The sequence below is a fragment of the Pseudomonas sp. F-14 TE3482 genome (assembly GCF_053629455.1).
In genome coordinates this window covers 1,493,020-1,505,758 of record NZ_JBRJII010000001.1, presented here as the reverse complement: position 1 = coordinate 1,505,758, position 12,739 = coordinate 1,493,020, and the positions used below count along the sequence as shown (strand labels likewise).

The window sequence follows — 12,739 nt, the reverse complement described above, 5'->3', positions numbered from 1 at the left end:
CAGTATGGGAGCGGGCTTGCTCGCGATAGCGGTCTAACCGTCGACATCAATGTTGAATGTGCCGGCCCCATCGCGAGCAGGCTCGCTCCCACAGGGACCACCGTCATGCTTAAGACTTGCGCGATAACCGCGTAAGTATCCGGTCCAGCGCATTGGCGAATGCCTGCTTCTCGCGCTCGCCAAACGGCGCCGGTCCGCCGCTCATCTGGCCCTGCTCGCGCAGATCGGTGAACAGGTTACGCACCGCCAGCCGATCGCCCATGTTCTGCGCATCGAACTCCTTGCCCCGCGGATCCAGCGCCGCCACGCCTTTCTTCACCAACCGGTCCGCCAGCGGCACATCGCTGCAAATTACCAGCTCACCCGGCGCCGCGTGTTCCACCAGGTAATCGTCAGCGGCATCCGGGCCGCTGGGTACTACGATCAACTTCACCAGCGCCAGGCCCGGTTTGATCTGGGGCTGGCCGGCGACCAGCACCACTTCGAACTGGCGCTTGAGGGCAAACTTCACCACCAGATCCTTGGCTGCCCGAGGGCAGGCGTCGGCATCGATCCACACGCGCATAGTGTTTCCTCTATTGAAAAGCATCGCGGGCAAGCCCGCTCCCACAAGGTTAGCGCTGAACCTGTGGGAGCGGGCTTGCCCGCGATTATGAGCGCAGCGAATGCTTTTAAGAAACCGACACCCGCCGCTTCTCGGCCATCCGGCTACGGCTATACAACACAATGATCGCAATGATCGCCACAGCCTGAGCACTCAGGGAATACGCATCAGCGTGGATCCCTAGCCAGTCGAAGTCAAAGAACGGCACCGGCCGCGTGCCGAAGATCCCGGCTTCCTGCAACGCCTTCACGCCATGGCCGGCAAACACCACCGACAACGCGCAGAGCAAACCGGCATTGATGCCGAAGAACAACGCCAGCGGCAGTTTCGCCGAGCCGCGCAGAATCACCCAGGCCAGGCCGATCAGCAATACCAGCGCCGTCGCCCCGCCCGCCATTACGGCGTTGTGTCCTACCGGCCCGGCCTGCAACCACAGGGTTTCGTAAAACAGGATCACTTCGAACAGTTCGCGATACACCGAGAAGAACGCCAGGATCGCAAAGCCGAAACGCCCGCCGCCGCTCACCAGGCTGCTCTTGATGTAATCCTGCCAGGCCGCTGCGTGGCGACGGTCGTGCATCCACACGCCGAGCCAGAGCACCATGACACTGGCAAACAACGCCGTCGCGCCTTCCAGCAGTTCACGCTGGGCGCCGCTGACGTCGATCACATAAGCCGCCACCGCCCAGGTCGCCAGCCCGGCCAGCAGTGCCAGGCCCCAACCGATGTTGACGCTGCGCACCGCCGATTGCTGACCGGTATTGCGCAGGAATGCGAGGATCGCCGCGAGCACCAGAATCGCTTCCAGACCTTCACGCAGCAGAATCAACAGACCGGAAATGTAGCTCAGCGACCAGCTCAAGCCATCACTGCCCAGCAGGCCAGCGGACTCTTTCAACTTGGCTTTGGCCGCTTCCAGGCGCTGCTCGGCCTGGGCCACCGGCAAACCGTCCTGCAACGACTGACGGTACGCCATCAGGGATTTTTCGGTGTCTTTGCGCACGTTGGCGTCGACGTTGTCCAGAGAGCTTTCGACCAGTTCGAAGCCTTCCAGGTACGCCGCTACCGACAAGTCATAAGCCTGATCGTGATCGCCGGCGCGGTAGGCTGCGATGCTCTTGTCCAGGGTGGCCGCCGTGTAATCAAGCAACTGCCCCGGACCACGCTTGACCTGGGGCGGTTGCGCTCGTTGCGCTCGGAAAGTGGCGGCCGCTTGCGGACCTTCAGCGGCCTGCACCTCGGCTGGCGTCTGACGTGCCAGGTCGGCGATGTTGTAGGTTTTCCCGGATTTGGCCGCAGCCGGATCGGCGCTGAAGCTGGCGATATAGGTCGCCAGGTCCCAACGTTGACGATCATCCAACTGATCGGCGAAGGCCGGCATGTCGGTGCCTTCAACCCCCATGCCCAGCGTGTTGTAGATCGCATAGAGGCTCAGACGGTCCAGTCGCACGGCATCGCGCAGATTGGCCGGCGGTGGCGTCATGCCGACACCCGCCGGACCGTCACCGGCGCCCGCATCGCCATGGCACACCGAGCATTGCTGGGTATACAGCGGCGCGCCGCGAGTCGGGTCTGGAGTGATAACCGGGGCCTGGCTGACCTCATAGGTCACCGCCAGTTTTGCCCCCAGCTGCCGCGCCTGACGGGCAACATCCGCGCCGTCCTTGCGAGCGGCGATCGCAGCGCCAAGGCTGTCGACGCCCTGCTCCAGCTCTGCGCGTTCGGGTTTGGCCGGCAAATCGGTGATCAAACCTTGCAGCACTTTCAGGAATTCCTGCTGTTCGCGGTATTCAGACTCATCGATGACGTTGCCCGCCTCCACCGTCGCCGGATAATCGGCGCCGATGTAATCGAGCAAATGCAGGGCCTTGGGCGCACCTTCTGCGGTTTCGGCCAGCGCATTGAAGCTGCAGAACGCGATCATCGGCAGCACGAGCCACGCCAGAAAACGAGAGGAGGCAGTCATGAATAACTCTCAAATGGAAATACGAAGTAACACATTGTTCACTTCCAATCAGTTTCGCTCAAGCTTTGTTGGAATTTCCTGGGAAAGCACTGTGGTGCCCGGTCTGAAATAAGTAATGGCACTTTGTGAAAAGATGCGATTAAAAAGCCATTACATAGCCAGCATCCCTGTTTATAATGCCGCGCCGTCGTTATTGCGATATGGCATTTAAGCTCCTTTTTTTATGAGGAATTGGCAGGAGGCCAACAGCCTGCCGATGGGTCCCAACAGCCCGACCAGCACGCGGCTGCTTAAATTCAGGGAAGACGTACCCCTTATGGCATTCCGTGCCCCCACCTTGATCGCGCTCAGCGCTGTCACATTGCTTTCCGGCTGCTCGGCGTTTCGTAACTACGATTCGGAACTTGCACAAACCAACCAGCAACTGGCCTCCGGCAACGTCGACGCCGCCTTGACCCTGCTGGAAAAGAACAACACCAGCAAAGACAAAGACCTGCTCTATTACTTCGAGAAGGGCGAACTGCTGCGCGCCAAGGGCGACTTGTCCGGCAGCCAGAACGCCTGGACCAGCGCCGATCAGGTGGTGGGCAAATGGGAAGACGCGGTCAAGCTCGACACCGACAAGTACCTGGCTCAGTTCGGCAGCTTCCTGGTCAACGACAAGGTTCGTCGCTACGAAGGCTACGACTACGAAAAAGTCATGCTGACCACGCAGATGGCCCTCAACCTGCTGGCGGTGAATGACTTCGATGGCGCGCGCACCGCGATCAAGAAGACTCACGAACGTGAAGCGGTGATTGCCGACCTGCGTGACAAGGAATACCTCAAGAGCGAAGAGCAAGCCGAGAAAGAAGGCGTCAAAACCCAGTACAAGGATCTTCAGGGTTACCCGGTGGCGAGCCTCGACGCGCCGGAAGTGGTCAGCCTGAAAAACAGCTACCAGAGTGCGTTCAGCCATTATCTGGCCGGCTTCGTCTATGAAGCCCTGGGCGAGAAAGATCTGGCGGCACCAGGTTATCGCAAGGCCGCCGAGCTGCGTCCGAACACGCCACTGCTGGAACAGGCGCTGGTGAATCTCGATAAACCCGCCAGGAGCGAGGACAGCGACATCCTGATCGTGGTGCAAAGCGGTCTGGCGCCGTCCCGCGACTCGATCCGCATTCCGCTGCCATTGCCTATCAGCAATAACGTGGTGATTACTCCGCTGTCGTTCCCGATCATCAAGCCGGATACCTCCACCGCCGTGTTCGCCCAAATCGGCGTGGACGGTCAGCAGTTGGACCTGACGCAACTCAACAGCACCACTGCCATGTCCCGTCGCGCGCTGCGTGATGACATGCCAGGCATCATCTTGCGCACCACCGTGCGGGCGATCACCCGTGGTGTGGCACAGAAGCAGATCAATGAAACCAACCCGCTGGCGGGTCTTGCCGTCGGCATCACTTCAGCTGTACTCGAAGGCGCCGATACCCGTACGTGGCGCACGCTGCCGGACAACACTCAGGTGGTGCGTCTGCGTTTGAAGAAAGGCGAGCACAGAGTCACGCTGCCGAGCGCCGTGGGCGGTTCGGTGGTCAAGGTCACCGTCGATCAGCGCTTTCAGGTCATTACCCTGCGCGCCGTGGGCAATCAAGTATTCGCCAGCGGCGTGGCTGCGCACGTCATCCCGAGCGCCAACCCGACCGCCGTGGCCAGCCTCAAACAACCTTAAGAACGGAGTCTTTGCATGCGCTTCAAATTCATCGCTGTCGTCGCCCTGGCCTTGCTGGCTGGCTGCGCCACCCCGCCACCGCCGGAGCCAGGCAGCGCGGCCAGCAAGGTCGTGGCCATGGGCAAGCTCAAGAACATCGTGGTCGGCGCCATGCGCGTGGCCCGGGAAAACGGCTTCATGACGGTCAATGCTCAGCTGAGCAACACCAGCTACAACAACAAGACTTTTTACTACCGTTTTGCCTGGCTCGGCCCTGAAGGTTTCCCGGTTGCCGAAGAAGAAACCTGGAAAAGCCAGATGATGTACGGCGAGCAGACCAGTTTCATTCAGGCGATTGCGCCAACCGCCAAAGCCGTGGATTTCCGTCTCGAAATCAAAACGCCTTAAGCCCGACACCCTATTCGTTCAGTTTTAGAGAGCATTCCCATGTTTGCACGCTTTTCGTTCATCGCCGTCATCGCCCTCCTGGCCAGCGGTTGCGCCAACACTTCGCCAACGCTTGGCAGCAAAAACATCAGCTACGGTGACACCAAGGCCGTGGAAACCGTGACCAACGAGTTCGGTTCCACCGACCTGCAGATGATCGCCGAATCCATGACCCGCTCCCTGGCCCAGTCCGGCATCCTGCAAGGCCGTCCGGTGGTTCAGGTCTACGACGTGAAGAACAAGACCAGCGAGTACATCGATACCCGCGAAATCACCACCAGCATCAAGACCCAACTGATGAAGTCCGGCACTGCCCGCTTCGCCAGCGACAACACCGCCATGCAAAGCCAGGTTGACCAGCTCAAGCTGCAAAACCAGAGCGGTTTGTACAAGAAAAGCACCGTGGCCAAGACCGGCAACATGATCGCCGCCCAATACCGTCTTGAAGGTTCGATCAGCTCGATCGTCAAGCGCAGCAGCGATTACAAGGACGTCTTCTACAAATTCAGCCTGCAGTTGATCGACGTTGAAAGCGGTCTGGCCGAGTGGATGGACGAAAAAGAGATCCGCAAAACCACGGAGCGTTAATCGATGCGCACATGGATTGGCATGATGGCCCTGGCTTGCGCGTTCAGCGTGCAAGCGGCCCCGAAAGTCGCGGTGACGGATCTGGCGTATCAGGAGCGAGTGGAGCAATACATCCATATCGTTTCGGCACAGAGCAACCACAGCCAGAGTTACTACGGCGCCAGCGGCTCTTCGAGTTACAACGAGATCGAAGCAACCAGCAGCTACATCGAGCAAGGCGAGCTGCGTAAATTCACCGGCGACATCAAGGGCGAGATTCTACGCACCGGCATGTTCCAGCTGGTGCAGGGCACGCCTTACACAGCATCGTCCAAAGGTGACGTGTATGACGTGATCAAGCGGATCAAGGCCGGCAGCTTCAAGGGTGCCGACTACGTGCTGTTCGGCACCGTGTCAGACATCGACTTCACCCGCGACATGAACGAGCTGGCCAACACCGACAGCTATTCGGCGGTGCTGGGGCTGACGCTGGTGGCGGACTTCAGCCTGATCAACACCAAGACCTTTGAAATCACCTCGGCTTTCACGGCGATGGGCGAAGGTCAGGACACCAAACTGGTGAATGGTCGGGACATCAAGATCTCGCTGAACCGTCCACGGGTGGTACGTGACGTGTCCAAGGCGCTGGGTGAGGATGTGGCTGCGCAATTGAGCCAACAGCTCGGTGGCGGTGGTTACGAGCAGCCGGGGCAAGCGCCGTTGCGCAATAACCTGCCGCAGGATACGGCGCCAGTCATTCTGCGCTGATATTCAGGTCAGGCACTCTGTGACGATGGGGCTTTGTGGCTTTGTGGCTTTGTGGCTTTGTGGCTTTGTGGCGAGGGAGCTTGCTCCCGTTGGGCCGCGAAGCGGCCCCAGTAGTCAGTCCAACCCGTATCAGCCGGTTTTACGACTGCTGCGCAGCCGAGCGGGGGCAAGCCCCCTCGCCACAAAAGCTCCCTCGTCACAAATGAAAAAGGCGACCTGAAGAGGTCGCCTTTTTTGTACCTGGAGGTTTTACACCGCCGCTTTGCGCAGGGTCGCCATGAACGCCGCCGCGCCAATGAACAGCCCGGCAAAAGTACGGTTCATCCGTTGTTGCTGCTTGGGCGTGCGCAGCAAACGCAGCACCTTGGCCGCCAGTCCGGTGTAGCCGGCCATGACGATCAGGTCGACACAGATCATGGTCACGCCGAGGATCAGGTACTGGGCCACCAGCGGCGCGTGGGGGTCGATGAATTGCGGCAGCACCGCGAGCATGAACACCAAGGCCTTGGGGTTGCTGACGTTCACCAGAAAGCCACGGAACACCAGCGCCATTGGCTTGCCGATCTGCCGTACGGCTGCGTCGTCGCTCATGTCATTGGGTAGCGCGCGCCATTGCTTGACCGCGAGGTAGACCAGGTAGGCCACGCCAAACCATTTGATCGCATAGAACGCCGTGGCGGAGGCCGCGAGGATCGCACCCACACCGGCAGCGACAATCGCGATCTGCAAGGCCAGGCCCAGTTGCAGGCCCAGAGCGTTCCAGTAACCGCGCCAGAAACCGTAGCGCAAACCGCTGGACATCGACGCAATGGCGCCGGCACCGGGAGAAAGACTGATCACCCAGCAGGCGGCAAAAAACGCCAGCCATGTTTGAAGCAGCATCGCACACCTCGATTCAGACTCGTGACAGACGTCTAAGCTAATGCGCCTTTGGGCCGATGACTACCGATTTTTTACAGGACATGCCGACTGCCGACCAGCGTTTACGGCTAGAAGGGCCCATCGTCTGACGGACCGCCATCGCGGGCAAGCCCGCTCCCACAGGGTTTCGGGCTGATCACAAACCTGTAATCCGACTCCAAAAAAACTGTGGGAGCGGGCTTGCCCGCGATGGCGGTGTGTCAGGCAACAGAAGGCTTACTTTTCAAACCCGTTCGAAGGAAACACATCCGTCCCACGCCAGCGTCGAACCGAGCGCTGGAAGAACAGGCTGTTGGGCACTTGAACCATGGCACTGCCGGTGCCGAGTTCTTCGGCTTCGATCAGCGTGGTGTAGAGCAGATTGATCGCCACCACCCGGCCTTTGACGCCGGGCTTATCGGTGGTATCCACCAACTCGACCACATCGCCGATACGGAACGGGCCGACGGTGAAGATCAGAATTGCGCATAACAGGTTGGACAGCACGCTCCACATGGCGAAAAACGCCACGGCGGCCACCGCAACGAAACCGGACAACGCCGTCCAGAGCACCGTGGCCGACACGCCAAGGCGCTCCAGCACGAAGATCAGCGCGCTGCCCATGATCAGCCAGCGCAAACCGCCGCGCAGCGGCATGAAAAACTGCGGCGGAAACGGGTAGCGCTCACCCAATCGAGTCAGACATTTAGCGACGACGCGCTGGGCGATATAACCGGCCAGCAGGATCAGCAGAATTTGCACGACCAGCCAGAGTGGCTCGCCCCACCCAGCCGGCAGCGGCAGCTTGTAGGCTTCCATCAGGACAGTGCCTCCAGCTCCGCCTGCATGCTTTCGAGCAATTCGAGCGCTTCCATCCAGGCTTCTTCCAGCTCGGCCTCACGCACCTTCAGCTTGGCCTGTTCAGCCAGCAGATCACGCAAGTCGTTCTTGCGCATCGGCTCGTAAATGTCGCTGTCGCCAAGGCTGGCATCGATCTTTGCCAGTTTCTCGTGCAGCTTGCCCAGCTCGGCTTCAAGCTTGTCAGCCTCACGCTTGTGCGGTGCCAATTGCTGACGCAACGCAGCGGCGGCCTGGCGCTGGGCCTTCTTGTCGGTCTTGTCCGGATTGACCGGGGTATTGCTGACCGGGGCATTGCGTTGACGGTATTCGACCAGCCAACGGGCGTAGTCTTCCAGGTCGCCGTCGAACTCCTCGACCTTGCCGTCTGCCACCAGATAGAAATTGTCAGTGGTGCTTTTGAGCAGATGGCGATCGTGTGAGACCACCAGTACCGCGCCACTGAATTCCTGCAGGGCCATGGTCAGCGCCAGACGCATTTCCAGATCCAGGTGGTTGGTCGGTTCGTCGAGCAGCAACAGGTTCGGTCGATCCCAAGCGATCAATGCCAAGGCCAGACGCGCCTTCTCACCGCCGGAGAAATTCAGTACCGGCTCATCGATACGCGCGCCGCGGAAGTCGAACCCTCCGAGGAAGTCGCGCAAGGGTTGCTCCCGCTCGGTCGGCGCCAGGCGCTGCAAGTGCAGCAACGGGCTGGCTTTGGAGTCGAGAGAATCCAGCTGATGCTGGGCGAAGTAGCCAACGACGGTGTTTTCACCGCGCGTCAGGCGACCGGCCAACGGCTCAAGCTCACCGGCGAGGTTTTTGATCAGGGTCGATTTACCCGCGCCGTTCGGGCCGAGCAAACCGATCCGCGCGCCGGGGGTCAGTTGCAGCTTGACCTTCTCCAGCACGGCTTTGTCGCCGTAACCCAGTCGAGCATCCGACAGGTCGATCAGCGGGCTGGAAATTTTCGTCGACTCGCGGAAGACGAAGTCGAACGGCGAATCGACGTGGGCGGCGGACAGTTCTTCCATCCGCTCCAGTGCCTTGATCCGGCTCTGGGCCTGACGGGCCTTGGTGGCCTGAGCCTTGAAGCGGGCGATGTAGCTTTCCATGTGCGCACGTTGCGCCTGCTGCTTCTCGTAGGCCTGTTGTTGCTGGGCCAGACGTTCGGCACGGGCGCGTTCGAAAGCGCTGTAACCACCGCGATACAGGGTGATCTTGCGTTGATCGACGTGGGCTACGTGATCGACCACGGCATCGAGGAAGTCCCGGTCGTGGGAAATCAGCAGCAAGGTGCCGGGGTAGCTTTTAAGCCACTCTTCGAGCCAGATGATGGCGTCGAGGTCCAAGTGGTTGGTCGGTTCGTCGAGTAGCAACAGGTCCGAAGGACACATCAAAGCCTGCGCCAGATTCAGACGCATCCGCCAGCCACCGGAGAAATCTCCTACTTGCCGATCCATCTGCTCGTTGGTGAACCCAAGGCCGGCCAGCAGCTTTCGAGCCCGGGCATCGGCGGTGTAGCCGTCGGCGCTGTCGAGTTCCGAGTGCAGGCGGGCCTGAGCGGCACCGTCATGGGCCGCTTCGGCTGCGGCGAGGTCGCGTTGCACCTCGCGCAGGCGCAGGTCACCATCGAGCACGTAGTCGACCGCGATGCGTTCGAGCGTCTCGATTTCCTGGCGCATGTGGGCGATGCGCCAGTCGGCCGGCAGGAAGCAGTCACCCGAGTCCGGGTGCAGTTCGCCACGAATCAAGGCGAACAGGCTCGATTTGCCGGCGCCGTTGGCACCGATGAGGCCGGCTTTGTGGCCGGCGTGCAGGGTCAGCTCGGCGTCTTCTAGCAGACGTTGCGGGCCACGCTGTAAAGTGAGGTTCTGAAGTCGAATCATAATGGCGGCGGAGTCTACCAGCTTCGCTCGCAACTGGCGCGAGTAGCACTATGTCCTCTGACCTGTGGAGCTTTTCCCTTGGCACTTACGCCCGTCCCGGCGTTGAAGATGCTTGCCTGCAATTACAGTCGGCGGGTATCAATGTGTGCTTGCTGCTCTGCGGGTTATGGCTGGGAGAACGTGGCGTCGCCTGTAACGAAGACCGATTGCAGCAACTGCGTAGCGTGGCCGAGTCGTGGGACGCAGACGTGGTGCAACCGCTGCGAGCCTTGCGGGTGAATTGGAAAGTCGTTGCCATCGGCGATAGCGAACTGAATGCGTTGCGCGAGCAAGTGAAGGCACTCGAACTGGATGCCGAGCGACGTCTGTTGGTGCGACTGGAACGATCGGCGTTGAGTTGGCCGCAGGATGAGGCGACCGATCTATCGGCCTGGCTGGAAGGTGTGGCGGCGGGTGCCGCCCACCTGGACCGCGACGCGCTGCATCAGCTGCGCGTCGCGGTAACCGGCGCTTAGGAAGCGCTGGTTGGGGTGGTTGCTGCAATCGATGCGGCGGCCGGCGTTGGCGCTGGCGGCGTTGTCGAGGTGGCTGCTGCTAAAGCAGACGTTGCCGCCGGAACCGGGTTGGCTGGCTTGGCAACTGGCGCGGCGGCCGGCTTGGCGGCAACCGGTTTTTTCACCGCTGGTTTTGCAGCCGGTTTGGCAGCGGCAGGTTTGGCTGCTGGTTTCGCTGCGGCAGGTTTTGCAGCAGTAGCTGGCTTGGCTGCAGCAGGTTTTGCAGCAGCAGTTTTGGCAGCCGGTTTGGCTGCAGCTTTTGCAGCTGGCTTGGCAGCTGTTTTAGTCGCGACTGATTTCGCGGCTGGCTTGGCAGCAGGTTTCGCAGCGGCAGTTTTTGCAGCTGGTTTTGCGGCCGGTTTGGCAGCTGCTTTCGCCGCTGCAGTTTTCGCCACCGCGGGTTTAGCAGCAGCGGTTCTTGCAGCCGGTTTAGCGGCAGCTGTTTTGGCAGCGGCTGGCTTGGCGGCAGGTTTTGTAGCCGGTTTTGCAGCGCTTGCAGCGACTGTTTTTTTCGCCGCAGGTTTAGCGGCAGGTTTTGCTGCGGCTTTCACCGGTGCTTTGGCAGCCGGTTTGGCAGCAGACTTGGCCGGTGCTTTTGCAGCAGCCGGTTTGGCAGCGGCTTTCTTGGCAGGAGCCGCAGCTGGCTTGGCCGAACGCAGGGACAACGCCTTGCCGACAGCCTCTTGGACACGACCGACACCCTGGGCCAGTTTCAGGCTTTCTTGAGCGTCGCGTTTGAGTTGCAGGATGTAGCTGCGCGTTTCGGACTGGCGATCCTTGAGGGCATCGAGCAAGTTCTCAAGTTCTTTCACCGCCTCCTTGGCCTTGGCTTGCGCCTTGGCTTTGCCGGCCGCCGCAGCGTCCTGCAATTTGGTCCGGGATTTGTGCAACTTTTCCTGTGCTTTTCCGCGCTGCTTCTCCAGTTTGGCGAGCAGTTTTTCAGCATCAGCCAAGGCTTGGGAACAAGCGTTTTCCAAATGCTCGAGCAGGCTGCCCGAGAGTTGTTGGAGTAAGTGCAACGGAGTATTTACTGGCTTCTTGGTGGCCGACATGGTTTACCTCCTGGCTGACGTGAATGCGGCTCATACTAGACCTCTGCTGCAACCGCCGCTAGGGCATGTTGACAGTATCGAAAGCACTACGTTGCAACGAAGTAAAAATGTTCTGTGCTTGCGCAAAACCAGTTCACCTTTGAACGCATTCACACTGGCATAATCCTGCGCATCTCAGGTCGGAGAGTGCCCATGTCGCGCTACCTATTTTTATCGCTGTGCGTGTTTTTTTCCGTGGCCCAGGCCGCCGAAAAAACCGCCGCAAATGACACTCACGATCTCGCTTACAGCTTGGGCGCAAGCCTTGGCGAACGCTTGCGCCAGGAAGTTCCGGACCTGCAACTTCAGGCCCTGCTCGAAGGTTTGCAGCAAGCCTATCAAGGCAAGCCGCTGGCACTGAAAGATGAGCGGATCGAACAGATTCTGGCTGAGCATGAAGCCCGGGTTGCCATGCAGTCGCCTGAGCCGCAAAGCGAATTGGCATTGGAAAACGAGCGACGGTTTCTCGTTGAAGAAAAAGCCAAACCCGGCGTTCGCGAACTGGCCGATGGAATATTGCTGACAGAGTTGGCGCCGGGCACCGGTGCCAAGGCCGGTCCGAATGGCAAGGTCCAGGTGTTGTATATCGGACGCCTGCCTGACGGTTCAGTGTTCGACCAGAACAGCCAACCGCAGTGGTTCAGTCTGGATAGTGTGATCACGGGTTGGCGCAGTGCGCTGCAAAACATGCCGGTCGGCGCGAAATGGCGACTGGTGATCCCATCGGCCCAAGCCTATGGTGCCGAGGGTGCCGGCGACCTGATTGCGCCATTCACGCCGCTGGTATTCGAGGTCGAATTGCGCGGTGCTAAAAGCTGAAAACCGGAAACGAAAAACGGCGCGCATTTGCGCACCGTTTTGAGGGTGTTGCCGGATAAGGTTCAGGCCTGAACCGAATCCTCTTCCTTGTGGGCGGTGTGCAGCACTTCGATCAGGCAATCTTCCAGTTCGAAGCGTTCGTGCAACAAGCCACCCAGCTCCTTGAATTTCTCCGCGACACACTTGCCGGCGTCACACAGGTCGTTGAACGCCAGCAGCTTCTCGGTGATGACGTCGATGCGCGGGTAAATTGTCTCGGCCAACTCCAGACCACGAGTATCACCGAACGCCTTGGCTTCGCCCGTCAGTTGTTCGTAGATCTCGAAATGCCCGGCAGACACGTAGTCGACCAGTACACCGCAGAATTCCTGCAACGGTTTTCGGTTCTCGCCCAAAGCTTCGGGCTTGGCGCCGAGAGCGTCATAGGCCCGAACCAGTTCGTGACGCTCCTGCAACCAGCGATCGATCAGCAGATGCACTCCACCCCAACGTTCCTGAGCATTCTGACAACTTTCGAGCATGGTGATTCTCTCTTCCCTTGTGGGTCATGCTGCTCTACACCTGTCGCACACTTGAAGATCAAGAATCGACCAGGCAGAGCGTC

General features: G+C 59.9%; 13 protein-coding genes. 6 read left to right on the top strand and 7 right to left on the bottom strand.

The features are described from left to right. Positions 1-109: 109 nt before the first annotated feature. Both AB7M26_RS06655 and AB7M26_RS06650 read right to left on the bottom strand, forming a co-directional pair. Positions 110-565, bottom strand: a complete 456-nt coding sequence (locus tag AB7M26_RS06655) for a YaiI/YqxD family protein (protein ID WP_063342179.1) — start codon at positions 563-565, stop codon at positions 110-112. A 106-nt stretch (positions 566-671) separates the two neighbouring features. Next, entirely contained in the window at positions 672-2,570 is a 1,899-nt protein-coding gene (locus AB7M26_RS06650) for an FTR1 family protein (RefSeq protein ID WP_123500436.1), read from the bottom strand. A 316-nt stretch (positions 2,571-2,886) separates the two neighbouring features. Between AB7M26_RS06650 and AB7M26_RS06645 the strand changes: the two genes are divergently transcribed. From AB7M26_RS06645 to AB7M26_RS06630, 4 genes are read left to right on the top strand one after another with little or no spacing between them, the layout of a single operon-like run. Further along, the gene (locus tag AB7M26_RS06645; RefSeq protein ID WP_123500438.1) at positions 2,887-4,281 is read left to right on the top strand and encodes a COG3014 family protein; all 1,395 of its coding nucleotides are present in this window, start codon (positions 2,887-2,889) and stop codon (positions 4,279-4,281) included. A 15-nt stretch (positions 4,282-4,296) separates the two neighbouring features. After that, positions 4,297-4,668 (top strand): YcfL family protein, encoded by a 372-nt coding sequence (locus tag AB7M26_RS06640; RefSeq protein WP_007899347.1) that lies wholly within the window; start codon positions 4,297-4,299, stop codon positions 4,666-4,668. Positions 4,669-4,707: 39 nt separating this feature from the next. Beyond that, positions 4,708-5,295 carry a penicillin-binding protein activator LpoB gene (lpoB, locus tag AB7M26_RS06635; RefSeq protein ID WP_123500440.1) on the top strand — a complete coding sequence of 196 codons (588 nt, stop codon included), beginning with the start codon at positions 4,708-4,710 and terminating at the stop codon, positions 5,293-5,295. A 3-nt stretch (positions 5,296-5,298) separates the two neighbouring features. After that, on the top strand, positions 5,299-6,042 hold the full coding sequence (locus AB7M26_RS06630) for a penicillin-binding protein activator LpoB (protein ID WP_123500441.1): 744 nt from the start codon (positions 5,299-5,301) through the stop codon (positions 6,040-6,042). A 249-nt stretch (positions 6,043-6,291) separates the two neighbouring features. Here the strand turns inward: AB7M26_RS06630 and AB7M26_RS06625 are convergent, their stop codons facing one another. From AB7M26_RS06625 to AB7M26_RS06615, 3 genes are all read right to left on the bottom strand, one after another. Continuing rightward, the gene (locus AB7M26_RS06625) at positions 6,292-6,924 is read right to left on the bottom strand and encodes a LysE family transporter (protein ID WP_123500443.1); all 633 of its coding nucleotides are present in this window, start codon (positions 6,922-6,924) and stop codon (positions 6,292-6,294) included. 255 nt (positions 6,925-7,179) lie between these two features. Beyond that, positions 7,180-7,761, bottom strand: coding sequence for a mechanosensitive ion channel family protein (locus tag AB7M26_RS06620; protein WP_123500445.1), 582 nt, complete (start codon positions 7,759-7,761; stop codon positions 7,180-7,182). Next, entirely contained in the window at positions 7,761-9,671 is a 1,911-nt protein-coding gene (locus AB7M26_RS06615; protein ID WP_123500447.1) for an ATP-binding cassette domain-containing protein, read from the bottom strand. The genes AB7M26_RS06620 and AB7M26_RS06615 overlap by 1 nt, the downstream gene beginning before the upstream one ends. A 50-nt stretch (positions 9,672-9,721) precedes the next feature. Here AB7M26_RS06615 and AB7M26_RS06610 point away from each other — a divergent pair, with 50 nt between their 5' ends. Next, entirely contained in the window at positions 9,722-10,186 is a 465-nt protein-coding gene (locus AB7M26_RS06610; protein ID WP_123500449.1) for a TIGR02444 family protein, read from the top strand. Here the strand turns inward: AB7M26_RS06610 and AB7M26_RS06605 are convergent. Beyond that, positions 10,183-11,277 (bottom strand): AlgP family protein, encoded by a 1,095-nt coding sequence (locus AB7M26_RS06605; RefSeq protein WP_123500451.1) that lies wholly within the window; start codon positions 11,275-11,277, stop codon positions 10,183-10,185. The genes AB7M26_RS06610 and AB7M26_RS06605 overlap by 4 nt on opposite strands. A gap of 192 nt (positions 11,278-11,469) precedes the next feature. Here AB7M26_RS06605 and AB7M26_RS06600 point away from each other — a divergent pair, with 192 nt between their 5' ends. Continuing rightward, positions 11,470-12,135 (top strand): FKBP-type peptidyl-prolyl cis-trans isomerase, encoded by a 666-nt coding sequence (locus AB7M26_RS06600; RefSeq protein ID WP_123500453.1) that lies wholly within the window; start codon positions 11,470-11,472, stop codon positions 12,133-12,135. Between the two features lie 62 nt (positions 12,136-12,197). Here AB7M26_RS06600 and AB7M26_RS06595 read toward each other — a convergent pair whose 3' ends face one another. Next, positions 12,198-12,656 carry an Rsd/AlgQ family anti-sigma factor gene (locus AB7M26_RS06595; protein ID WP_007899333.1) on the bottom strand — a complete coding sequence of 153 codons (459 nt, stop codon included), beginning with the start codon at positions 12,654-12,656 and terminating at the stop codon, positions 12,198-12,200. Positions 12,657-12,739: the final 83 nt, after the last annotated feature.